20 protein-coding genes are annotated in these 24,651 nt (G+C 40.7%); 10 read left to right on the forward strand and 10 right to left on the reverse strand.

Features of this window, described 5'->3' with window-relative positions:
* Window positions 1-149 precede the first annotated feature (149 nt).
* Both PMAL9190_RS03915 and PMAL9190_RS03920 read right to left on the reverse strand, forming a co-directional pair.
* On the reverse strand, window positions 150-908 hold the full coding sequence (locus tag PMAL9190_RS03915; protein ID WP_087844005.1) for a Nif3-like dinuclear metal center hexameric protein: 759 nt from the start codon (window positions 906-908) through the stop codon (window positions 150-152).
* A 188-nt stretch (window positions 909-1,096) separates the two neighbouring features.
* Window positions 1,097-1,300 carry a DUF2517 family protein gene (locus PMAL9190_RS03920; protein ID WP_060996985.1) on the reverse strand — a complete coding sequence of 68 codons (204 nt, stop codon included), beginning with the start codon at window positions 1,298-1,300 and terminating at the stop codon, window positions 1,097-1,099.
* Between the two features lie 126 nt (window positions 1,301-1,426).
* On the opposite strand from PMAL9190_RS03920, the gene PMAL9190_RS03925 reads away from it, so the two are divergent.
* Window positions 1,427-2,209 (forward strand): DUF1853 family protein, encoded by a 783-nt coding sequence (locus PMAL9190_RS03925; protein WP_087844006.1) that lies wholly within the window; start codon window positions 1,427-1,429, stop codon window positions 2,207-2,209.
* Window positions 2,210-2,278: 69 nt separating this feature from the next.
* On the opposite strand, the gene pgm is transcribed toward PMAL9190_RS03925, so the two are convergent.
* Both pgm and seqA read right to left on the reverse strand, forming a co-directional pair.
* On the reverse strand, window positions 2,279-3,925 hold the full coding sequence (gene pgm / locus PMAL9190_RS03930) for a phosphoglucomutase (alpha-D-glucose-1,6-bisphosphate-dependent) (RefSeq protein WP_087819380.1): 1,647 nt from the start codon (window positions 3,923-3,925) through the stop codon (window positions 2,279-2,281).
* Between the two features lie 30 nt (window positions 3,926-3,955).
* Window positions 3,956-4,501, reverse strand: coding sequence for a replication initiation negative regulator SeqA (seqA, locus tag PMAL9190_RS03935; protein ID WP_087844211.1), 546 nt, complete (start codon window positions 4,499-4,501; stop codon window positions 3,956-3,958).
* Between the two features lie 104 nt (window positions 4,502-4,605).
* Here seqA and PMAL9190_RS03940 point away from each other — a divergent pair, with 104 nt between their 5' ends.
* Together PMAL9190_RS03940 and fldA are read left to right on the forward strand one after the other, a co-directional pair.
* Window positions 4,606-5,370, forward strand: a complete 765-nt coding sequence (locus PMAL9190_RS03940) for an alpha/beta fold hydrolase (RefSeq protein WP_087844007.1) — start codon at window positions 4,606-4,608, stop codon at window positions 5,368-5,370.
* Between the two features lie 326 nt (window positions 5,371-5,696).
* Window positions 5,697-6,224 carry a flavodoxin FldA gene (gene fldA, locus PMAL9190_RS03945; protein ID WP_087844008.1) on the forward strand — a complete coding sequence of 176 codons (528 nt, stop codon included), beginning with the start codon at window positions 5,697-5,699 and terminating at the stop codon, window positions 6,222-6,224.
* A gap of 73 nt (window positions 6,225-6,297) precedes the next feature.
* Here the strand turns inward: fldA and PMAL9190_RS03950 are convergent, their stop codons facing one another.
* Window positions 6,298-6,801: a DUF4442 domain-containing protein gene (locus PMAL9190_RS03950; RefSeq protein ID WP_087844009.1), complete on the reverse strand. Its 504-nt coding sequence runs from the start codon at window positions 6,799-6,801 to the stop codon at window positions 6,298-6,300.
* A 195-nt stretch (window positions 6,802-6,996) separates the two neighbouring features.
* On the opposite strand from PMAL9190_RS03950, the gene fur reads away from it, so the two are divergent.
* A complete protein-coding gene (fur, locus tag PMAL9190_RS03955; RefSeq protein WP_087844010.1) occupies window positions 6,997-7,443 on the forward strand; it encodes a ferric iron uptake transcriptional regulator in 447 nt (148 codons plus the stop codon).
* A 171-nt stretch (window positions 7,444-7,614) separates the two neighbouring features.
* Complete coding sequence (locus PMAL9190_RS03960) at window positions 7,615-8,655, forward strand: linear amide C-N hydrolase (RefSeq protein ID WP_087844011.1); 1,041 nt, start codon at window positions 7,615-7,617, stop codon at window positions 8,653-8,655.
* A gap of 77 nt (window positions 8,656-8,732) precedes the next feature.
* On the opposite strand, the gene glnS is transcribed toward PMAL9190_RS03960, so the two are convergent.
* From glnS to nagE, 3 genes are all read right to left on the reverse strand, one after another.
* On the reverse strand, window positions 8,733-10,397 hold the full coding sequence (gene glnS / locus PMAL9190_RS03965; RefSeq protein ID WP_087844012.1) for a glutamine--tRNA ligase: 1,665 nt from the start codon (window positions 10,395-10,397) through the stop codon (window positions 8,733-8,735).
* A gap of 233 nt (window positions 10,398-10,630) precedes the next feature.
* Window positions 10,631-13,294, reverse strand: a complete 2,664-nt coding sequence (locus PMAL9190_RS03970) for a beta-N-acetylhexosaminidase (protein WP_087844013.1) — start codon at window positions 13,292-13,294, stop codon at window positions 10,631-10,633.
* A 175-nt stretch (window positions 13,295-13,469) separates the two neighbouring features.
* Entirely contained in the window at window positions 13,470-14,942 is a 1,473-nt protein-coding gene (nagE, locus tag PMAL9190_RS03975; RefSeq protein WP_087844014.1) for an N-acetylglucosamine-specific PTS transporter subunit IIBC, read from the reverse strand.
* A gap of 257 nt (window positions 14,943-15,199) precedes the next feature.
* On the opposite strand from nagE, the gene nagB reads away from it, so the two are divergent.
* From nagB to asnB, 5 genes are all read left to right on the forward strand, one after another.
* The gene (gene nagB / locus PMAL9190_RS03980) at window positions 15,200-16,000 is read left to right on the forward strand and encodes a glucosamine-6-phosphate deaminase (protein WP_087844015.1); all 801 of its coding nucleotides are present in this window, start codon (window positions 15,200-15,202) and stop codon (window positions 15,998-16,000) included.
* Between the two features lie 19 nt (window positions 16,001-16,019).
* Entirely contained in the window at window positions 16,020-17,156 is a 1,137-nt protein-coding gene (gene nagA, locus PMAL9190_RS03985; protein ID WP_087844016.1) for an N-acetylglucosamine-6-phosphate deacetylase, read from the forward strand.
* A 3-nt stretch (window positions 17,157-17,159) separates the two neighbouring features.
* The gene (gene nagC, locus PMAL9190_RS03990; protein WP_087844017.1) at window positions 17,160-18,374 is read left to right on the forward strand and encodes a DNA-binding transcriptional regulator NagC; all 1,215 of its coding nucleotides are present in this window, start codon (window positions 17,160-17,162) and stop codon (window positions 18,372-18,374) included.
* A 131-nt stretch (window positions 18,375-18,505) separates the two neighbouring features.
* Entirely contained in the window at window positions 18,506-20,101 is a 1,596-nt protein-coding gene (locus PMAL9190_RS03995; RefSeq protein ID WP_087844018.1) for a cation:proton antiporter domain-containing protein, read from the forward strand.
* 324 nt (window positions 20,102-20,425) lie between these two features.
* On the forward strand, window positions 20,426-22,096 hold the full coding sequence (gene asnB, locus PMAL9190_RS04000; RefSeq protein WP_087844019.1) for an asparagine synthase B: 1,671 nt from the start codon (window positions 20,426-20,428) through the stop codon (window positions 22,094-22,096).
* A gap of 67 nt (window positions 22,097-22,163) precedes the next feature.
* Here asnB and PMAL9190_RS04005 read toward each other — a convergent pair whose 3' ends face one another.
* Together PMAL9190_RS04005 and hemH are read right to left on the reverse strand one after the other, a co-directional pair.
* The gene (locus tag PMAL9190_RS04005) at window positions 22,164-23,468 is read right to left on the reverse strand and encodes an inosine/guanosine kinase (RefSeq protein ID WP_087844020.1); all 1,305 of its coding nucleotides are present in this window, start codon (window positions 23,466-23,468) and stop codon (window positions 22,164-22,166) included.
* A gap of 150 nt (window positions 23,469-23,618) precedes the next feature.
* Window positions 23,619-24,590: a ferrochelatase gene (hemH, locus tag PMAL9190_RS04010; RefSeq protein ID WP_087844021.1), complete on the reverse strand. Its 972-nt coding sequence runs from the start codon at window positions 24,588-24,590 to the stop codon at window positions 23,619-23,621.
* Window positions 24,591-24,651: the final 61 nt, after the last annotated feature.

The raw sequence follows: 24,651 nt of genomic DNA on the forward strand, positions 1-24,651 counted from the left end.
AGGTTCGAGGTTCGAGGTTCGAGGTTCGAGGTTCGAGGTTCGAGGTTCGAGGTTCGAGGTTCGAGAAAATAAAAAGGTTGAGACCAAAGCTCAACCTTTTTTATTATTTAAAATAAAAATATAACTATCAATCTCATCAGAGTAATTAGTTATACTGGATTATCAATATCAATAAACTCAACCGTCATACCATGCTGTTGTGCTAACCACTCACCGAGTGCTTTCACACCATAGCGCTCTGTTGCATGATGCCCTGCTGCAAAATAATGGATGCCTAATTCACGTGCAATATGGGTGGTGCGCTCTGATACTTCTCCTGAAATAAATGCATCGCAGCCTTGCTGTACTGCAAGTTCAATATAATCTTGACCACCACCAGTACACCAACCCACTTTCTTGATTAACGCTGGTGCATTGTCACCAATATGCAATGGTTCACGTTGTAATGCCATTGCAATTCGTGCTGCAAATTCTTCGCCTGATAGGGGCGTATCAAGATCACCATAAATCGCAATCGAACGTGGATTACCAACCTCTAAACCACCGATAACACTCAAACCTAAACGCTGTGCTAATTGAACGTTATTACCTACCTGTGAGTGGACATCAAGTGGCAAATGGTAAGCGTAGAGATTAATACCATTTTCAATTAACGCCTTAATACGACGGTATTTCATGCCGCGTATTTCAGCAGCCTCACCTTTCCAGAAAAAGCCATGGTGAACTAAAATAGCATCGGCACCTTCAGCAATTGCAGCATCAATCAGAGCTTGGCAAGCTGTCACACCGGTAATAACCTTCGCTATCTCAGTCTTACCCTCTACTTGTAATCCATTAGGACAATAATCTTTTATTAGCTGTGGTGATAGAAAATCATTCAACAAAGTTTCTAATGCCAGGTTATTCATTGTGCATCCTTTTTAAATAACGTCATGTTATTGATTCAACAACACTCTATATTCAAAAAATATCAGCCTTTAATGACAATCTCAATCAACAAAACGAATCAAGTGCTAACTCATGCATGATCTGGAATACAAAAAAAGCCGCCATCGGCAGCTTTTTCAACAAGATATTGTCATACTCAATCAAATCACTAACGGCGCTGAGTACCACAATCAAGTCGTGATAACCACAATGGTTTAGTGCTAGTCTGTGACCAACAACGGTACATATAACTGGTTAACCGTGTACGTTTATTCACTGGCATACAAAGCAGGACCGGCAAACACACTAATCCTAATAAAACCGTATAAACACGACGAGAAATAATATTCGCCACTGAAAACTGCGTGTACATAGCTAACTCCTGACCCGATAAACCTAGTGATACTTTAATCCAATAAATGAAAGAATACTACAGAAATCAGGTCAATCATTAGTCAAAAACAGAAAAGAAAACGTTTACCTTGAGAGGTGTGTCAATATGTTACAAAAAGATGATGTTAATCATCAAACCAATGCCGATTTTAATGCGCTACTAATAATGCCCAATATTGTCACAAGCTGTTATTACAGTATCAGTGATAACTGGCTGCGCAATTTTGCCAAACGAGCAATTATTCCAACCAATATCAGTTATCACGGTAACACTCGATTAGGTTTTTATTATCAGTGGCTATGGCAGCAATTAATTATCCATCACCCCGATTACAGTCTTATTGGCGAAGAAATCCAATTACAATCACAGCAGACTGTCGGTGCCATTGATTTTTTAGTGCATAATCATTGCAGCGATGAAATCGAACACTGGGAAGTGGCGATTAAATTTTATCTCAGCTTTGAGCATCAATGGCCAGGCCCCAATGCTAAGGATAATTTAGATAAAAAAGTGAATCGAATGGTTGATCATCAGCTTCAACTTACCGACCATCCTGCCTTTCAATACCTCAATTACCCATACCCAACCCAACGCCGATTAATTATACAGGGACGATTATTTGATGCTTGGCCTGAACCACACTCAGGTTCAGATATACTCATAAATTCGACCAGCCTAAAGGGCCGTTGGTGCTATTGCTCACAAGCAACAACATTAGATTTAAAAACACTTGAAAAACGCCAATGGATAGCACCACCGCTATTTTCTCAACTTATCACCTCTCTTAATATTGCAGAGATTAAAGTACCGACTCAAGCAATAGACCAAAATAATCAAGTGTGGTTCATCGTACCCGATCATTGGCCACAGCATAATCGCCAGCTATAAAAAAACGCCCGAGTTCACTTTAATGAACTATGGGCGTTTTTTGTCTTTAGTATTGGCTATAATGCTAAATTATAAACCAGCATCGCTAAATACTTTGCTAACGATATCTTGTGCTTCTTGCTCAATAAGGGCTAAATGCTCTTTACCTTTAAAGCTTTCACAATAAATTTTGTAGATATCTTCAGTGCCTGATGGGCGTGCCGCAAACCAACCGTTTTCAGTGGTTACTTTCAAGCCACCAATCGCGGCACCATTACCTGGCGCATGCGTTAGTCGAGCAAGAATAGGCTCACCAGCAAGTGTTGTTGCTGCAACCATTTCAGGTGATAATTTGCTCAATACAGCTTTTTGTTCTTTATTAGCAACAGCTTGTAGACGCGCATATTCTGAGCTACCAAATTTAGCAGCAAGCTCATCGTAATATTGTTGTGGATTCTTACCTGTAACCGCAGTGATTTCAGCTGCTAATAAGCACAAAAGAATACCATCTTTATCTGTTGACCAAGGCGTACCATCTTGACGTAAGAAAGAAGCACCTGCGCTTTCTTCACCACCAAAACCTAAGCTGCCGTCGTATAGACCATCAACAAACCATTTAAAGCCAACAGGCACTTCAACAAGTTCACGGCCTAATGCTGCCACAACACGATCAATAATAGCGCTTGATACCAATGTCTTACCAACAGCAACTTGATCACTCCAACCACTACGATGGCGGAATAAATAATCAATACATACTGCAAGATAATGGTTTGGATTCATCAAACCTGCTGGAGTAACGATACCGTGGCGGTCATAATCAGGATCATTACCAAAAGCAAGATCATAGTTATCTTTATAAGCCAATAAGCCTGCCATCGCGTAAGGTGATGAACAGTCCATACGCACAACACCGTCTTTATCTAATGACATGAAACGGAATGATGGATCGATAGACTCATTAACTAGAGTTAAGTCTAGCGCGTAGTGCTGTGCAATTTGACGCCAGTACTCAATACCTGAACCACCAAGTGGATCAACACCTAGCTTTAAGTTTGCTTTTTGAATTGCTTCAATATCAATAACGTTAGCTAAGTCAGCAACATAAGGTGCTACAAGATCTTGCTCTACAACAAGATCTGACGCAAAAGCATCTGTAATTGAAACACGCTTTACGTCAACCATGCCGTTAGCAATAATGTCGTTTGCACGCTGTTCAATCGCTGTGGTTAATTCACTTTCAGCTGGGCCACCGTGAACTGGATTATATTTAATGCCGCCATCTTGTGGTGGATTATGCGATGGAGTAATGACAATACCATCAGCTTTGTCAGCATGGGCTTTATTATGGCAAAGAATCGCATGTGAAATGCCTGGTGTTGGTGTATAACCTAGCCCTTCTTGAACCACAACTTTAACATTGTTCGCCACTAACACTTCTAAAGTTGAAGTGAATGCCGGTTCAGATAAAGCATGGGTATCCTTACCTAAAAATAGCGGGCCAGTTAAACCATTCGCTAGACGAACTTCAGCAATAGCCTGAGCAATTGCCCAAATATGATGCTGATTGAAGGTACCTTTGTCTGCTGTACCACGATGTCCAGACGTACCAAATGCTACTTTTTGTAGCGGATCGGTAATATTTGGCTCAATGAGAAAATAATTAGCAACAAGTGCTGGAATATTATGCATATCTTCTTGCTGAGCGCGTTGACCCGCACGAGGATGGATTGCCATTGTCTTATCCTTGTAAAAAATCAATAGTGATTATATTTCACCACAAACTTTATCAATAATATCAGAACTGAAGCCCATCTTCGTCATTAATTGGTCAATCATTTGACGCTTTCGGTCAGTATTAGTATTAGTGATCACCCAAAATGGCGTCGTTGGGATTAATTTAGGCTTCGTTGTTTTACCACTTGCAAGCAACGTTTCTTCGTCATGAGCAAAATAAACGCGTGTACGCCCTTTAATAGCAGCTGCTTCAGCAAAACCGTCAGCATCAATGCGATAAAGAGAAGATAAGATCAGCATAAAACGGCCAATGGCTTTTTCTTGCGCTGCAAATTCATCAGAAATTAGCACGGTACGCATTTCTTTAACGCGATCCATGGTTGGTTCATTACCAGCATCACGGCTCACAACGATGCCTTTAGGACGAACCGGCATCACAACAGCAACTTCTGGTTGCAATTGTTCTTCTGGCACCATAAGCAAGCGACGTAAAATATCAGAAGCGCTTTCACCAATGTGTTGAGTTTGGCTAGCAATAAAACGATATAGCTCTTCGTCTACCTCAATAGTCTTCATGGTATTATTCATTATCATTCCGTTTAAAATTCTGGGTACGATTATAGCCTGATCCGAGGTTATACTCTATGGTAAATACCACACCTAACTAGAGAAAATAGCCAGTGAATCTTCATTTTCGTGCTGAAGGCAAGGGTAAAACGATCGTTTTGATCCATGGTTTGTTTGGCAGCGCAGATAATCTTGGTCTTTTAGCCCGAGAATTAAAACACCACAACCAAGTGATCAGCATCGATCTTCGCAATCATGGTTTATCCCCGCACAGTGATCAATTTAGCTATACGGATCTTGCACAAGATATTATTGAGACCCTTGATCATTTAGCCATTGATCAGTTTGATATTATTGGCCACTCGATGGGAGGAAAAGTCGCAATGACATTAGCTGCACTTGTACCTGCTCGAATTAACCACCTTATTGTTATCGACATTGCCCCCGTTACCTACACGGAACATCGTCATCAAAATGTCTTTAATGGTTTACGTGAAGTCAATCTTCACTCAATAACCAAACGTTCACAAGCTGAAGACTATCTAGCACGTTATGTTGATAACGCCGATGTGCGTCAATTTTTACTAAAATCATTAGCGAAAACCAACACAGGCTATCAATGGCGGTTTAACGTCGAAGGGTTAATTGCCAACTACGCTACAATTATGGGTTGGCAATCAGCACCACAACCTTTTAGTGGTAAGACGTTATTTATTAAAGGTCAATTATCTGATTATATTGAGCCTCAATACCGCAGCGAGATTATGGCGCAATTTCCAAATGCTAAAGCGCATGTGGTTGCCAATAGCGGCCATTGGCTTCACGCCGAGAAACCAGTAACGGTTAATCGAATTATTAATCAATTTCTAGAGCAGTAAACGTAAATAACTGCTCATTAAAATCGACCATTAACTATAGTAGACAACAAGAGTAATTATTAAATCCCGTACTCTATTGTGGTATAGTGCGTTAACTCTGATAGCTTTCATTAATCTCTAATGCGACTAAACAGCCGATAAGTAAGCTAATGTTATTAACGACAAGCTATCACGCCCTACTTAGTCAAGGGCAATAATAATCAGTGATAATATTTGGGCGAAAAAACACCAAATCGTCATCAAATATTAATTATCATTGCGTCATTTATACTGATTTCTGTAAACTGCTAGCAGCAGTTAACAATTTAATATGGGTAATATCTACTATGGCGAGCGTTGGACTCTTCTTTGGTAGCGACACCGGTAACACCGAAGCTGTCGCTAAAATGATTCAGAAGCAACTAGGTAGCAAACTAGTTGAAGTAAAAGATATCGCAAAAAGCAGCAAAGAAGATATCGACAACTTTGATCTGATACTACTAGGTATCCCTACTTGGTACTACGGTGAACCACAGTGTGATTGGGATGATTTCTTCCCAGAGCTTGAACAAGTTGATTTCTCAACTAAGCTTGTTGCTATCTTTGGTTGTGGTGACCAAGAAGATTACGCAGAGTACTTCTGTGATGCAATGGGTACTGTTCGTGACATCGTTGAAAGCAAAGGCGGCACAATTGTTGGCAATTACTCAACCGCTGGCTATGAATTTGAAGCATCAAAAGCATTAGTTGATGATGCAAACTTTGTTGGTTTATGTATTGATGAAGACCGTCAACCAGAACTAACAGCTGCTCGTGTTGAGCAATGGGTTAATCAAATCTTTGATGAAATGTGTCTTGCTGAACTTGCTGACTAAGCATTGTCACAATTGACCAATAAAAACGCGCTTTAATAGCGCGTTTTTTATTGCCTTACAATCGTTAATTAGCCTACTTCATTTCAATATCTGCTGATGGTTCAAGCTGTTGTGAACGATATTGGGGCTTTTTTCTAACATATAATATTCGTGTAACTTGTGCCACAACCTCATTATTCGCTTTAGTCACGCTAACGCGAAACTCTGGTAAATACTTACGTCCTTCAGCTGTTGCTGCAATAATCTCAGCAATACAAGCTTGTGAAATAACAAAGTCAGCAAATAAATCGCCATCGCCTGGGCGTATAAACTCGATATGTGCTTGTTTATCCCACACGAAATAGCGCTTACCTAAAATTCCCATCAACATCAGTGAATAAACTGGATCAGTTAACGAGAAAATACTGCCACCATACTGGGTTCGATTGGCATTTTTATTCCACCAACGCAATTTTAATTGTAATCGTACATAACGAAAATCATCACTAATAAACAAAATTTTAATACCAGCTCCCCAAAATGGAGGCCATAAGTTTAACGCCAGCTTAACCAAGCTCGGCTTATAGTAATCAAACAAGGCAATACTCCATACAAGCTGGTATGATGAGTTAATTTATTACATAAGATTTACAATATTGCAAACTAAAGAAAAGTGATACTTCTGCTAGATAACTGACCTTTTAAGGTTTATTGTTATTGTTACGTCACTTATAATGAATCTAAATGAGAAAGACTACTGCTACATTTTGCAGCTAGCCAACAGGAAAATCGGATGTCAGATAATAATCACGCGCTCAAGCAAGCAGGTCTTAAAGTTACACTTCCTCGTCTTAAGATTTTAGAAGTGCTTCAACAACCGGATTGCCAACATATCAGTGCTGAAGACCTGTATAAAAAACTCATCGATATCGGTGAAGAAATTGGCCTTGCGACGGTTTACCGTGTTCTTAACCAATTTGATGATGCAGGCATTGTAACTCGCCACCATTTTGAAGGTGGTAAGTCAGTATTTGAATTAGCCACTCAACATCATCATGATCACCTTGTTTGTCTTGATTGTGGAAAAGTAATTGAATTTTCAGACGAAATGATTGAGCAACGCCAAAAAGAGATCGCGGCACGCTTTAATGTTCGTCTAACAAACCATAGCCTATACCTTTATGGTCATTGTTTTGATGGCAACTGTAATGCAGATGAAACGTTGCACGATGAAAAATAACAATGATTAGTTATTTTCACGCTAAGAACCAGTGAGCAATATCACTGGTTTTTTTATATTCAGCCCAAATAGAGACCGAGCTCACTATTCAAATAACGTTACAATTGACCACGTGACAACCAATGATTAATTACCTATATATCAATTATTTAATTATATTGAGAATTAATCATGAAGCCGCATTCACTGACTATTGCTTTAATTTCAGCCTTATCGTTAGGCTCTATTTCTTCTGCTGCTAATGCTTGCACTCGTGTTTTATGGCAAACAAAAGATCAGGGCACATTCGTTGCACGTACAATGGACTGGTCGGAATCCACCCAACCAACATTGGTCAACTTCCCTCAAGGCAGTGAATACTCCACTCATTTAAGTAAACTTAATAATGTTAAGGCCAAGTATGCCATTACAGGTATAACTGCCTATGGCATTGTTCTTGATGGAATCAACTCGCAAGGGTTAAGTGGTAACGTACTTTATGATGGTGGCATGGATTTAGGCACAGCCGATCCGCAACAAAAAGTAGGCGCAATAACCTATTTACGCCATTTATTATCACAGTATAAAAACGTCAATCAACTGGTTGCTGCAATTAAAGATAATGCTCCAATTGAAGAGCTGATCAATGGTATTCCTGTACGTATTGCACTGCATATCTCATTTCAAGATCCAAGCGGTGATAGTGCCATTATTGAATGGCGTGACGGTAAACCACAAATTTGGCACGGTAAGCAATACACAGTACTGACTAACCAGCCGGGATATGAACAACATCTTGCAAATGTAAAACGTTCACAACGAGGTTGGGGCGAACAAGCTCAACAATGGAGCCAAACAAACCTTGGTACAGGTGGTAATGCTAATCCTGAGGATCGCTTTATTCACACCACTTATTTTTCAAAACACTTAAAAGAACCAACCAGTGTTATTAATGGTATTCTAAAACTAGATTCGACCATGTTTCGTATTCCCCACGATGCTCCTAACCGCCCTATCAATGGCAAAATGGCTGGCTATGCAACCGAATACTCAGTTAATACCCATTTACAATCAGGCCAAACCTTTATTCGTTATCAATGGGGCGATACTTATACCCAATTTAACTATGACGTTAAAGCCATTCAACAATCACAAAAATTAATCAACTTTAATCTTGTTAATAATGATTTAGCGGGTGATATTACTCAAAAAATCATCGCTTCAAAAAACTAACTCATAACTAAACAACATAAAAAAAGCGCCTACTCCATCACTGAAATAGGCGCTTTTTAACAAAGATTAATAACTAATTAGTCACCAATTTTTGCCCAAGTATCACGTAAGCCCACTGTGCGGTTAAACACTAGGTGATCTGCTGTTGAATCTTTATTATCAGCACAGAAGTAACCCATACGCTCAAACTGGTAAGCTTTTTCTGCTTCTGCTGCTGCTAATGCAGGCTCAACAAAACCATTTAATACCGTTAGAGATTCAGGGTTAATCACTGATACGAAATCTTCTGCAGCGCCAGGGTTTGGCACCGTAAATAGGCGATCGTATAAACGAATTTCTGCTGGAATACCGGCTTGTGCTGATACCCAGTGAATAACACCTTTTACTTTACGACCGTCTGCTGGGTTTTTGCCTAGCGTGTCTTTATCGTAAGTACAGTAAATCGTCGTGATATTACCTTCAGCGTCTTTTTCAATACGCTCAGCTTGAATCACGTATGCGCCACGTAGACGAACTTCTTTACCTAATACTAAACGCTTGTATTTCTTGTTCGCTTCTTCGCGGAAATCTTCACGTTCGATGTAAAGTTCACGGCTAAATGGTACTTCACGCGTCCCCATTTCTGGCTTGTTCGGGTGATTAGCGACAGTCAGCACTTCAGTTTCACCGTCGAAGTTTTCAATGACAACTTTAACAGGATCTAGAACTGCCATTGCACGTGGTGCGTTTTCGTTAAGATCATCTCGAATACAAGATTCTAATGAACTAATTTCAATGGTGTTGTCTTGCTTAGTTACACCAATACGCTTACAGAATTCACGCATAGAGCCAGGAGTAAAACCACGACGACGTAAACCAGAAATCGTTGGCATACGTGGATCATCCCAACCATCGACTAATTTCTCAGTAACCAGTTGGTTTAGTTTACGCTTTGACATTACCGTATATTCTAAGTTTAGACGACTAAACTCATACTGATGTGGAATGCAATCAATAGTAATATTTTCAAGCACCCAATCATATAGACGACGGTTATCCATAAATTCAAGCGTACAGATAGAATGCGTAATGCCTTCTAGCGCATCAGAAATACAATGCGTGAAGTCGTACATTGGGTAAATGCACCACTTATCACCAGTTTGGTGGTGAGTTGCAAAACGTACACGGTAGATAACCGGATCACGCATAACCATAAACGGCGATGCCATGTCGATTTTTGCACGTAGGCACATCTTGCCTTCTTCAACTTCGCCATTCTTCATTTTTTCAAATAAGGCTAGGTTTTCTTCAACGCTGCGATCACGGTAAGGGCTATGTTTACCCGCTTGGGTTAACGTACCGCGGTATTCGCGCATTTGCTCAGGACTTAGCTCATCGACATACGCTAAGCCTTTATTAATTAATTCAATGGCAAACCCGTGAAGCTGATCAAAGTAGTTTGATGAGTAACAAATCTCACCACTCCACTCAAAGCCTAACCAGTTAACATCATTTTTAATCGACTCAACGTATTCAATGTCTTCTTTCTCAGGGTTAGTGTCATCGAAACGTAAGTTACATTGACCCTGATAGTCCTGAGCAATACCGAAGTTCAAACAAATAGATTTCGCATGGCCGATATGCAGATAACCATTCGGTTCTGGCGGGAATCGGGTATGTATGCTTGTATGTTTGCCACTGGCTAAATCCGCATCAATAATTTGGCGAATAAAGTTAGATGGACGAGCTTCAGATTCACTCATCTATTACACCTCGTGTACTTACAGGATTGAGAATTATGTACAGTCCATCAATATGAACTATGACTGCACACTATACCTTAATGCTGCTATGCAAAAAATCAAAAACACCGTTATCACAGACAATAGTTGTTGATTTCATAAATAACGCGCAATAAAAAGCCGACGATGGTTATCCCATCGCCGGCAATTAGCCAGATCAATCAATGTTCTGGCTTTATACTATCGTCAGTTGATTACAGTGATGTAACACGACTGAAACGCTTACCGTTACCACTTACAGCACGAATTTCAACGTTACCCGTTACTGTTGGTTGTGCTTTTGCATCATAAGTGTTCCATGTTTTACCAGCATCTGTAGAGTACTGAAGTGTAAGACCTGGCATACTTACGTTCATCGCAAGTTTACCGTTTTCAATCTTAGCACCAGGTACTGGTACGCGGTACTGAATACCAGCTGCATCTAATTTAGCTAGCTCACGTTGACCAAGAACGTTAGCAAAACGCTGCCACTCATCGTGAAGTGCTTTTTTGTTTACCAGTTTAGAGTCTTGTGAATATTCAACACCCACTTGGTATTCATTTTCCCACTCACCTTTATGCCATGCACGCTCTGCTGCTGCTAGAACACGTGGGAATACCATGTATTCGTACTGCTCGTCATTACCAACAGTCTCACTCCAAAGTTGAGCTGATAGACCGTGGAAACCTTTTGACTTCACCGTACCTTTACTTACAAAACCGTTACCATCACGATCAACTGATGTTTCCGCATTTTGTGGTAAGTTCTCTGGTGCAAAGCCAAACATCTTACGGGTATCTGTTGCACGTGTAGCCCAGTAGTAACCACGCTCTGATGGGTCTACTTCGTATGGCATATCCATGTAAACATAATCAGGGTTAGATACTACTACATCGTAGCCTTTATCAGCCCACTCATATGCAGATGCACCGCCGCCCCAGTATAGAACGTCCCAGAAGTTTACACGTACGTTGTCAGTTTTAAATGCTGTTGAATCTTTAGAGTACTTCAAGCCATCTTGCCATGCTTGGAAGTTCTCAATACCTTTACCGTTAACCACTTCACTTACACGCTCTGCAAAGTAGCTTGGTAGACGGTCGTAATCACTTACCACACCCTCTGCGATCAATTTCTGACACATTGGTGATTTCTGGTATGGCTTATCTTGCTTAGATTGGTCAATAGAACCAGTCCAAGCCGTTTGATCAGCGGCATTAATATCTTGGAAACCTGCATTTAGTTTGATATTTTTCGCTTCATCACCACCGAAGTGCCAAGTATTTAGTGGCATACCAGCTTCTTTGTGCATTGCTTGCATTTCAGTGATAACTTTATCAACAAACTTTGCAGAAGAATCCATACATGGGTTAATGAAGCTACGCTTATCGTAGAACTGTACTGTAGTTACGTTTGATGTATCTTGTGGATCCATCAAGCGGTACTCATTCGCTTCATCCATTTTGCCTTCAGCAGCTAGACGCTTATAACGTGCTTCCATTGCTACCACTGCTGCACGTGCGTGAGCTGGCATATCGATTTCAGGAATAACTTCAATACCACGCGCTTTAGCGTACTTAAGAATATCTAAGTAATCTTGCTTGCTGTAGTAACCAGAACCATCGTTATCAGATGTTGGACCTGAACCTAGTTGTGGTAGTAGACATGATGTCTCAGACAGATCGTGACAACGCTTACCACCAATGTCTGTTAGCTCTGGTAAACCCGGGATCTCTACACGCCAACCTTCATCATCAGATAAATGGAAGTGGAATTTGTTCATCTTGTACGCTGCCATTTGGTCTAGCGTACGTAAAATCACTTCTTTTGAGTGGAAGTTACGGCCCACATCAACCATCACACCACGGTAATCAAAACGCGGCGCATCGGTTACTTCTAGCGTAGGAATGCTATTTTTAGCACCAGTGCTCATTAGCGAGATAAGTGACTGCATACCATAGAATGCACCTTGGTCATCAAAACCAATAACCGTTGCACCTGTTGGTGTTACATCTAGCTTGTAAGCGCCAGCGATTTGTTGCTCTTTAGCAAATGAACCAGGTAGTAGGCTCACCTTCACTGGGTATTGACCTTTAGTGTTCACACCTAATACGTCAAGACGCTCATTCACTGCTGCCATCATATCGGCAGGCAATGTGAAGTTGCTGATTTTAATACCGTTTGCTAGTGAAACAGTATGACCTGTTAGCTTAGTACTTAATGGCGTAGGAACAATTGTTGCTGCCACTTCTTCTGTTGCTAACACATTAATATCTTGGTTCTTTTCAAAACGTGATTCTGCAGTTGCAAGCACGTTATTATCGGCTTTAACACGCTTGAATTGGTCACCTTTAAGCGGCACAACATAATCAGCAGGGTTGGCTGTATCTGTGCTCTTAATGGTTTGTGGGGCAGCATTGCCAGACGTTACATATGCACGTGGCATATAATCATTTTCAAATAGCGTCCAGTATTCACCGATGTAAGGAATAACAACCTTCTCGCCTTCTGCAAAACCATCAAACTTTTCAGTTGGCTCTAGCGTATGAAGGTCACCTGTTACGTGGGTAACTTTAAATTGGTCGTTTTGTACTTCAAGAATTTGACGAATGCTGCTGAAGTAAATTTTCCAGTCAGTGCCAGTCACTGCTGGACCATTATTTTCCAGCGTCAAATTAATTAGATCACAAGATGCCCACTCTGCGCCTAGCGTCTTACATTGTAGACCTTCTTCTGCACCGTGTTGAGTAACAATTTCATAAGTAACATCAAGGTTGTTAGCTAATTTTTTAACAACCTTCTCATCATCATTTCCTTGTGTTGCACAACCAGTTACTGCAAGTGCAATGAAAGATGCTAACGCCGTAAGTTTAATAGTCATGAAATATTCCTTTCTCCCGATATCCCTTTAAATGAAGGGAAAATCTATATAGAGCCCAAAAGTTGGGTACTCAAAATGCCGGTCTTGATATCTTACAACTAAAATATCAGGACCGGTCTAATTAAAAGTGTTGCGGTATTTCGTGTGTCGCTTAATTACTTAAGAATTTAAATAATTATGGAAGTTTTACTGCTGATAGGTCTTCTGATGCTGGAATTTTTTTCATTTCGCCAGCAACGATTTCAGCTAGAGGGCCAAGGATAACTTGTAGGTTATTTGTACCTAATTTAACCACACCCATTGCACCTAGTGCTTTTAATGTTTTCTCATTCGCAAGGCTACTATCTTTTAGAGTAAGACGTAGACGCGTAATACAAGCATCAATATTTTCTAGGTTACCGTGACCACCAAGCGCTTTTAAGTATTGCTTCGCTAGCTCACCCGTTTCAGCAGAACCTTTCGCTGATGATGTTTCATCTTCTTCATCGTCTTCACGGCCAGGCGTTTTAAGATTGAACTTAACAATCGCAAAGCGGAAGATTGCGTAGTAGATACCAAAGAATACAATACCTTGAAGAATCAGCATGTACCAGTTCACTGCTAGTGGGTTACGTGCAGACAATACCATGTCTACAAGACCTGCAGAGAAGCCAAAGCCTGACATCCAGTGCATTGAAGCTGCAATGTATACTGAGATACCTGCTAATGCTGCGTGGATAACATATAGTGGCGGAGCTAGGAACATGAATGCGAATTCTAGCGGCTCAGTAACACCTGTGAAGAATGATGCAAAACCAGCAGCGATTAATAATGATGCTGTACGCTCTTTATTCTTAAGTTTAGCAGTGTGGTACATCGCTAACGCTGCACCTGGTAGACCAAACATCATTACAGGGTAGAAACCAGCTTGGTACATACCTGTTACGCCAGGAACACCTTGACCACTTAGGAAGTTAGGAATGTCGTTAATACCTGCAACGTCAAACCAGAACACTGAGTTCAGTGCGTGGTGTAGACCAACAGGAATCAATAGACGGTTGAAGAATGCATAGATACCAGCACCTGCAGCACCTAGACCTTGAATACTTTCACCAAAGCTAACTAGACCATTGTAAACAAGTGGCCATACGAACAGTAATACTGCCGCAATACCAATACCCGCTACAGAGGTTAGAATTGGAATCAAACGCTTACCACTGAAGAATGCTAATGTCTTATGCAATTCAACATTTGAGAAGCGGTTGTAGATTTCAGCAGATACGATACCAACCAAGATACCAACAAACTGGTTATTAATCTTCGCAAAAGCAACTGGAACAGCACTTGCGTCGATACCTTGAATCATTGCTACTGTTGCTGGCGATAGCAATGTAGTTACTACTGTGTAGCCTACAAAACCTGCCAGTGCAGCTGCACCGTCTTTATCTTTAGACATGCCGTATGCAACACCAATTGCAAACAATACTGACATGTTGTCGATAATTGAAGAGCCCGCTTTAATTAAGAATGCTGCAATTGCAGAGTTAGCACCCCAACCTGACGGATCAACCCAATAGCCGATACCCATTAAAATCGCCGCTGCAGGAAGTACTGCAACTGGCACCATTAGTGCTTTACCTACTTTTTGAAAATATCCAAGAATATTCACCCTTAGTTCCCCCTATGGTTTTCTTAGATGCGATAGTGATAGCTTTTTTTTGCCATCCCTTTTTTGTCCTTTGCAGTTTATGAATTTTATTTCGCTCCGCAAATTAAAACATCATCATTTGTGATCTTAATCACCGACCGAGGTTAGAACTGAGTGATTTTGCTAGCTCGATCATAAAACTTATTTTATCATTCGAAACAAAGGCGCTATGCCGCTCAGATTTTTCCTGTTTTAACTATCTTCAAAGAGGTGTCAACGTGAGACTAATCCCGCTTAATAACGCTCAAGATGTTGGTCTATGGTCTGCTCGCTACATTGCAGATCGTATCAATAAGTTCCAACCAACAGCAGAACGTCCATTTGTATTAGGTCTACCGACTGGCGGTACTCCTCTAGCAACTTACAAGCGTCTTATCGAGCTATACCAAGCTGGTGAAGTTAGCTTTAAGCATGTTGTTACTTTCAACATGGATGAATATGTTGGCATGGCTGCTGATCATCCAGAGTCATACCGTAACTTCATGTATAACAACTTCTTCAACCATGTTGATATGCAAGAACAAAACATTAACCTGCTTGACGGTAATACAACTGATCACCAAGCAGAATGCCAACGTTATGAAGATAAAATCAAAACCTATGGCCGCATTAACTTGTTTATGGGCGGTGTGGGTAACGATGGTCATATTGCATTCAACGAGCCAGCATCATCATTAGCGTCTCGTACCCGTATCAAGACGCTAACCCATGAAACACGTATTGCAAATTCACGTTTCTTTGACGGTGACATCAACCAAGTACCTAAGTACTCATTAACAATTGGTGTTGGTACGTTATTAGATTCTGAAGAAGTGATGATTCTGATCACAGGTCACAACAAAGCACTAGCACTACAAGCTGCTGTTGAAGGTTGTGTTAACCACCTATGGACAGTTTCTGCACTGCAACTTCATCCAAAATCAATGATCATCTGTGATGAACCATCAACTCAAGAACTTAAAGTGAAAACAGTTAAGTACTTCCAAGAGTTAGAAGCAGAGAACATTACACACCTCTAATCCCCATAAAGGATAATTCATGTACGCGCTAGTAAACTGTCGAGTATTCACAGGTAGCGATGTGCTGAATAACCACGCCGTCATTATTGACGGCGTGAATATTCACGCAATAATTCCTGAAAACGACATAAAAAATGATATAGAAACAATTGATTTACAAGGTGCAAACCTAACTCCCGGCTTTATTGATTTACAACTCAATGGCTGTGGTGGCGTGATGTTCAACAACGACATAACCCCTGCCACCATCGATACCATGCACCGCACCAACCTCAAATTCGGTTGTACCAGCTTTCTGCCAACACTCATCACTTCTGCTGATGAAGACATGAAGCAAGCCATTCAAGCCCAACGCACTTACCAACAACAATACCAACATCAATCACTAGGCATTCACTTTGAAGGCCCTTACATCAATGTATTGAAAAAAGGTATTCATCGCCCAGACTTTATTCGTCCCGCAACCGATGAGATGATCAATCTTCTGTGTGAAAACGCAGATGTTATAACTAAAGTCACCTTAGCGCCGGAAATGAATACCGCTGAGCATATAAAACAATTGGTAGATGCAGGCATTGTTGTTTCAGCAGGACACAGCGATGCAACCTATGCTCAAGCTCGTCAAGGGTTTGATGCTGGCATTAGCTTCACAACCCATTTGTTCAATGCCATGACATCTATCGAAAATCGTCAGCCAGGTCTTGTTGGCGCAATTTATGATAGTAGCGAAATATATACCGGTGTTATTGCTGACGGCTACCATGTCGACTATGCCAATATTCGAATGGCACATAAAATGAAGCAAAGTCACCTTGTTTTAGTGAGCGATGCCACAGCTCCAGCAGGCGCTAACATCGATAGCTTTCTTTTTACAGGGAAAAAAGTATATTACCGGAATGGTAAGTGTGTTGACGAAAATGGCACACTTGGTGGTTCGGCACTAACAATGATTGAAGCGGTACAAAATAGTGTCGAACACATAGGCATCGCCTTAGACGAAGCGATTCGCATGGCTACCCTTTATCCTGCGCGCGCCATTGGTGTTGATAAGAAATTGGGTGCTATTAAAAATGGTATGGTTGCGAACCTGGCTATTTTTGATCGTGACTTTAACGTTAAGGCGACAATCGTTAACGGTAAATACGAGCAGAACTAAACTATGACAGGCGGACAAATTGGTAACGTTGATCTGGTCAAGCAGCTAAATAGTGCTGCAGTATACCGACTCATCGACTTGCAAGGCCCTATTTCTCGCATACAGGTTGCTGATATTAGCCACCTAGCCCCTGCAAGCGTCACTAAAATTACCCGCCAATTATTGGAGCGCGGCCTGATAAAAGAGGTCGCGCAACAAGCTTCTACTGGTGGAAGAAGAGCAATATCCCTGACAACAGAGTCAGTCGATTTTCACTCTATCGCAGTACGCATTGGCCGAAATTATATTGAAATAACCCTTTATGACCTCAGCGGTAAACATATTACAGGTGCGGCTTACCCATTCTTATATTCTGATCAATATGTATTAGCTGAAGGCCTTATCAAATATATTCAAGAATTTATTGATAATAACCAGAATGTAATGAAAGAACTGGTGGCATTTGGCATTATTCTTCCAGGGCTTGTTAACCCCGAAAATGGCACCGTCACTTATATGCCCAATATTGACGTGCATGATTTTGAGTTGGCTCATATTATTCAAGACACCTTTGATATTATTACTTTTGTTGGTAATGATATTCGAGGCCTTGCATTAGCTGAACACTATTTTGGCGCTAGCCGCGATTGTAAAGATTCAATTTTAGTCAGTATGCATAATGGTACCGGTGCTGGCATTATTGTTAATGGCCAAGTATTCCTAGGCCAAAACCGTAATGTTGGCGAAATTGGACATATTCAAATTGATCCCCTTGGTGACAAGTGTCAATGCGGTAACTTTGGTTGTTTAGAAACTGTTGCTTCTGATCCTGCGGTCATCAAACATGTACAGCAATTGCTAGATCAAGGTTATCCAAGCAGCTTACAAGCGCTTGAAGAACTGACAATGCTGGCCATTTGTGATGCTGCTAATAACGGGGATGAGCTTGCAACTCAAGCATTACTTAACGTTGGCCATCATCTTGGTAAAGCGTTAGCAATGACGATTAATTTATTCAACCCTCAAAAAATCATTCTCGCGGGTAATATTACTCAAGCTCAAGCGATTGTATTACCAGCAATACAACGTTGTGTTGAAAACCAATCATTAGCAGCGTTTAATCATGGTTTACCCATCGTCGCATCTGAGTTATTTAACCAGCCAACTATTGGTGCATTTTCAATGATCAAACGGGCAATGTTAAACGGCGTATTATTACAACGTTTATTGGAAGATTAATCATCAACCAAGCTAAAGTTTGGCAATAAAATCAGCACACTCAAAGGGGATTAATCACATTCGATTAATCCCCTTTATGCTATCATCGGTATTATTTTTATACACTATCTTGCAAGGATGTAGTTCAAGGTATGGAGTTACTGTATATTAGCGCGGCATTTCTAGCCGGTTTCATTGCTCTACGTTGTAAATTACCGCCGCTGGTTGGCTTTTTAGTTGCCGGTTTTGGGTTAAATAGTTTTGGCTTCCATTCAACGCCAGCACTAACCACGTTAGCCGACCTTGGCGTGACGTTATTATTGTTCACTATTGGTTTAAAACTTGATGTAAAAACGCTACTCAATAAAGAAGTATGGGGTGGCGCAACCCTACACAACTTATTATCCACCGCACTATTTACGCTATTTTTAGTCGTACTTAAACAATTAGGCTTAAGTATGTTTGCTGAGATGGCATTCAATCAACTGGTACTCATCGGCTTTGCCTTATCATTTTCTAGTACTGTATTTGCGATTAAACTCCTGCAAGATAAAGGCGAGTTAAATGCTAAATACGGCACTGTCGCAATAGGTATTCTGGTTATGCAGGATATTTTTGCGGTGCTATTTCTCACGATCTCAAGCGGAAAAGTGCCAGAGATCACCGCGCTTGGTCTGTTTGCCCTGCCTTTGTTACGCCCACTGTTATACAAAATTCTTGATAAAGCAGGCCATGGTGAAATATTAGTCCTTTACGCTGTAATGTTGGCATTAGTTGCTGGCGCGGGGTTATTTGAAATTGTTGGTATGAAGCCCGATTTAGGGGCATTGATACTGGGAATGCTGATGGCTGGCCACCCTAAAGCCTCTGAAATGGCAAAATCACTGTTTAATTTCAAAGAACTACTATTAGTCTGTTTCTTTCTAAATATTGGCCTTGCTGAATCACCCACCCTTAATGGCTTTTTAATGGCGCTGGTATTAATGCTATTGCTGCCAGTTAAAGGGATCCTTTATTACGCGGTTTTCCACTTATGTCGTTATCGTGTTCGCACCTCAATGCTAGCCACTTTAACCTTATTTAATTACAGCGAATTTGGATTAATTGTTGGTGGCGTTGCTTATAAAATGGGTCTATTACCCGGCACTTTTTTAGTCGCGATGGCGATGGCAGTCTCATTGTCATTTTTATTAGCCGCACCACTTAATAGTATGAGTAATAAACTCTACACCGAGGCTGCTAAACGCTTAAAAGAGTTCGACCCTGAACGACTTAATAGTAACGATAAGCTGATTGATTTTGATCATGCCAAAATAGTTATTTTAGGCATGGGCCGCATTGGCTCAGGTGCCTATGACGAACTAGAAAGCCGCTACGGCAAGCAAGTACTTGGTATTGAAACCCGCAGAGACTCAGTAGAGCTACATTGTAAACAACAACGCAATGTTATTCATGGCGATGCAACCGATCCTGATTTTTGGGAACGAGCAATTAATAATAACCATATTGAGCTTATTCTATTAGCGATGCCCAACGGAACCGCCAATATTTATGCCCTTGAGCAACTAAAAAGCCGTCATTTTCATGGGAAAATAGCAGCCATAGCTAAATATAATGATGAAGAAGCCCAATTACATCAACAAGGTGTAGATGCTGCCTTTAATATTTATAACGAGGCCGGCAGTGGTTTTGCGCGTGATGTCTGTGAACAGTTAGCGCCACAAATAGCCGCAATTAAAACGGATTAAATTACACTTCAGAAGCTAGATATTTCGCAGTGAAAAATAAACAGTAGCCCCCCTACTGTTTATTTTTTTAATTAAAAAACGGTTACAAAATAAATAAAATTCATTTAAAGGCGATTTAAATGAATAATATTCACCTAGTAGGCTTTATTTAAATTGAATTAAAATAAATGATTGCAATTGATTAGTGAATACGTAATTTTAACAAACAGAAGCGAAATAGAAGTGGCAGCAACATCAATTATCATAATGATAACTTTCCTGCTACATGATACATTTCCATTAATTATGGATAATTAAAAAGATAACATTTGGAGCGGTATTATTATGTGTTCAGTATTCGGTATTCTAGACATCAAGAGCGACTCTTCAGCACTTCGTGCAACGGCGCTTGAATTATCAAAAAAAATGCGTCATCGCGGTCCAGACTGGTCTGGCATTTATGCTTCAGACAACGCAATTTTAGTTCATGAGCGTTTAGCGATTGTTGATCTTAATAGTGGTGAACAACCGCTATATAACGCGGATAAAAGTCATGTATTAGCCGTTAATGGTGAAATCTATAACCACAAGGAACTACGCGCTGAATTTGCACCTGACTACCCTTTCCAAACTGAATCTGATTGCGAAATTATTTTAGCGCTTTACAAAGAAAAAGGCCCTGAGTTACTCGATTACCTCAACGGCATCTTTGGTTTTATTCTGTATGATGAGCAAGAAGATGCTTACCTTATTGGCCGAGACCACATTGGTATCATTCCGCTTTATCAAGGTTATGATGAGCATGGTAACTTCTATGTTGCTTCTGAAATGAAAGCATTGGTACCTGTGTGTAAAACAATCAGTGAATTTCCTCCTGGCACTTACCTTTGGAGTAAAAAAGGAGAACCTGTCCGTTATTACAAACGTGACTGGATGGAATTTGATGCCGTTAGCCAAGCGAAAACAGACAAAGCAGCATTAACAGAAGCTCTTGAAAGTGCCGTTAAACGCCAACTGATGACCGATGTACCTTATGGTGTATTACTTTCCGGTGGTCTTGACTCATCAGTTATCTCAGCGATTACCAAGAAGTTTGCTGCTAAACGTATTGAAGATGATGAACAATCACAAGCATGGTGGCCAACATTGCACTCGTTTGCGATTGGTCTTGAAAATGCTCCTGACTTAAAAGCCGCGAAAATTGTTGCAGATGCGATTGGCACTGTTCACCACGAATTAACTTATACTGTCCAAGAAGGTTTAGATGCTATTCGTGATGTGATCTACCACATTGAAACCTATGATGTCACCACCATTCGTGCTTCAACGCCAATGTACTTAATGTCACGTAAAATCCGCGCGATGGGGATTAAAATGGTGTTATCGGGAGAAGGGGCGGATGAAATCTTTGGCGGTTACTTATACTTCCATAAAGCCCCTAACGCTAAAGAATTCCATGAAGAAACCGTACGCAAACTGTTAGCACTTAACATGTTTGACTGTGCACGCGCTAACAAATCAATGGCGGCATGGGGTATTGAGGCACGCGTACCATTCTTAGATAAAGAATTTTTAGATGTCGCAATGCGCATTAACCCTGAAGATAAAATGTGCGGCAACGGTAAAATGGAAAAGCACATTGTGCGTGAGTGCTTTGAGCATTACCTTCCAGAAGCGGTTGCATGGCGTCAAAAAGAACAATTCTCAGATGGTGTGGGTTATAGCTGGATCGATAGCCTCAAAGAAGTTGCTGCAGCGAAAGTGACCGATCAACAGTTAGCAACTGCAGCATTCCGTTTTCCATATAACACGCCAACAACTAAAGAGGGTTATGTGTACCGTGAGATTTTTGAAGAGCTATTCCCACTAGAAAGTGCCGCAAAATGTGTTCCAGGTGGTCCATCGATTGCATGTTCTAGTGCTAAAGCGATTGAGTGGGATGAGAGTTTTAAAAATGCTGCTGACCCGTCAGGCCGTGCAATTGCAGCAGTTCACAACCAAGCTTATACAAAATAGATAAGCCGAAGCCATAAAAAAAACCGCCACGAATAATGGCGGTTTTTTTGTTAACGACAATATGCCATTAACGTTCCCAGTAAGCTTCTTCTAAACTATCTTCACGTTCAGGTAAACCACGAGAAAGACGAGGAGAATATTGGGCTAATACTTCATAACTTACACGGTTTGAATATAAACAAACTTGTGAAAATGATGAATAAGTTAGGAAAGAATATTGGTGCTTACTTGAATTTGGCACGTTTTCTTTATGGTAACGGTTAGCAGACATATCATGCAGTAATGCTGAAAGTGCACCATCACCTGCACCATTAGTATTTTTAATACGCTCAGGACCACCCATGTAAGGTGCAATGTGTGAATAGGCCTTAATTGGATTCTCACATGCACTTCTTAGCATTGGTCGGCTAAATTCATAACGGTTAAATTCAGCAATCTCGCCAGGAAGCAATGGCAAGCTTGTTTCACGCTTTGCGTTATCCTCAGTGTAGCCTGCAGTGTATAACCCAACAGGGCCAGCAGTACACAATACAAGATCAACCCACTCAAGCGTTTTATCTGCTGCAACTAACGGATCAGACTCACCCGTTAACGCTTCACCTTCATCTTCATTCATCGCAACCACAGTAACATGATCACGTAGGAAATCACGCCACCATTGTGGATCGTCTTGAATAACGAATTTAGTACCAAGAGTTAATACCACAGGTACATCATATTTTTTAGCAAACTCAATTGCTTTCATTGTTGCTGCTGGCATTGGATCACCAGGCTTACAACGAACAAGGTATGCCGTTAAAACCAGTGCAGATGCATTTTCAAATACACTCTCAGGAATACTCTCAGGCTTAAGTTGGTTCATGTTACCTTCGTTAATCGCGAAAGTACGCTCACCATCTTTAGAAATCAGCGCAAAGCAACGACCAATCGGGCCATTAACAGGCTGAAGATAGTTCATATCCATACGGCTTGAGGTATTACAAAGATAACGGTAAGCATAGCTACCAATTTCAATGTCTTTACTCATCACACCCAATAATACTGATTTATCATCAGCTAATACTGAGTAGTTATGTAGCGTATTACCGATAGTGCCGCCAGCAAACTCATGCGTCACTAGATTGTTTTCTTTTAGCTCATTATAAAGCGCTTCAGCTTTTTCATCGGTAATCACCAATGAATGGCCTTTGCTTAACTCATAACGTTCCAGGAATTCGTCATCCACATAGGCTTCAATATCAACCAATGTCTGATCAATACCCACCACATGAGTACGTGTTAAACGCTTCTCTACCTTAGTTTGACTTAAAAGTGGATCGCGAGCATGTACGGGAAAATAATGCTTAGATTTTCGTTGTCCTGGAAATTTCATGTCAATGGGCTATCAAGTTGTAAATTTTGCGAATTCTATCACAGAATTTAAGACATAAAAGCAAAAGCTATCATTGGTTTTGCGAATACAACCAAAAATAACCACGCAAACGTTATCGTTCAAAGTATAGCGGTAACTGCGAGCTAAAATTTACCACCCTTGTGTATGTTGCTTAATCAAACTTTCCATCATCAAAATATGTGCAGGGCTGTCATTTAAGCATGGAATCAAATTAAACTCTTTGCCACCCGCTTCCAGAAAAACCTCTTTACACTGCTCAGCAATCTCTTCCAGTGTTTCAAGGCAATCAACCGAAAACGCCGGGCACATTACATCTAAGCGCTTAATGCCTTTTTCTGCTAATGATTTGATAGTGGCTTCGGTATAAGGTTTCAACCATTCTTCACGACCAAAAATAGATTGGTAACTCATGCTCATTTTTTCACGCGCCATATTAAGCGATTGAGCCAATAGTGCCGTTGTTTGATGACAGTGCTCTGGATACGGATCGCCATTATCAGCATAGCGTTGCGGAATCCCATGATAAGAACAAAGTAGATAATCAGGTTGGCCTTTCTGTGCCCAAAACGCGTCAACCGACTGCGCTAATGCAGCAATATAGTCAGGATGATCATAATAATGATTAATAAACCGCAACTCTGGTAACTCAGAAGTCTTTTTTAAATCTTTAGCAATACGATCAAAAGCAGCCGCAGTGGTTGTTGCTGAATACTGTGGGTATAACGGTAGCACAACGATGCGCTTACATCCTTGTTGCTGCAATTGTTGTAAGCCTGATTGAATACTTGGCTCACCATAAGTCATACCTAATGCAACAGGAATATTGAGTGTTTGTTGAAGTATTTGTTGCTGACGACGAGAGTAAACCATTAATGGTGAGCCATCCTCCATCCACACGGATTGGTATAACTTAGCCACCTTAGGCGAGCGAATCGGTAAAATAACACCGTGTAAAATTGGACACCATAACCAACGTGTCATATCAACCACACGTTTATCATGTAAAAAGTCACCCAGAAACTGCTTTACCCCCGCGGTTGTTGGCTCAGAAGGTGTTCCAAGGTTTACTAGCAATACCCCATAGTTATTATTTATTGTCATCGGTATATGTCCTTTTATCATTCGTTCGCAGCTGAAGATTATATTATCTTCAGTAAGGTGA

Origin of the sequence: Photobacterium malacitanum (assembly GCF_900185615.1) — a bacterium.
Taxonomy (GTDB): Bacteria; Pseudomonadota; Gammaproteobacteria; order Enterobacterales; family Vibrionaceae; genus Photobacterium; species Photobacterium malacitanum.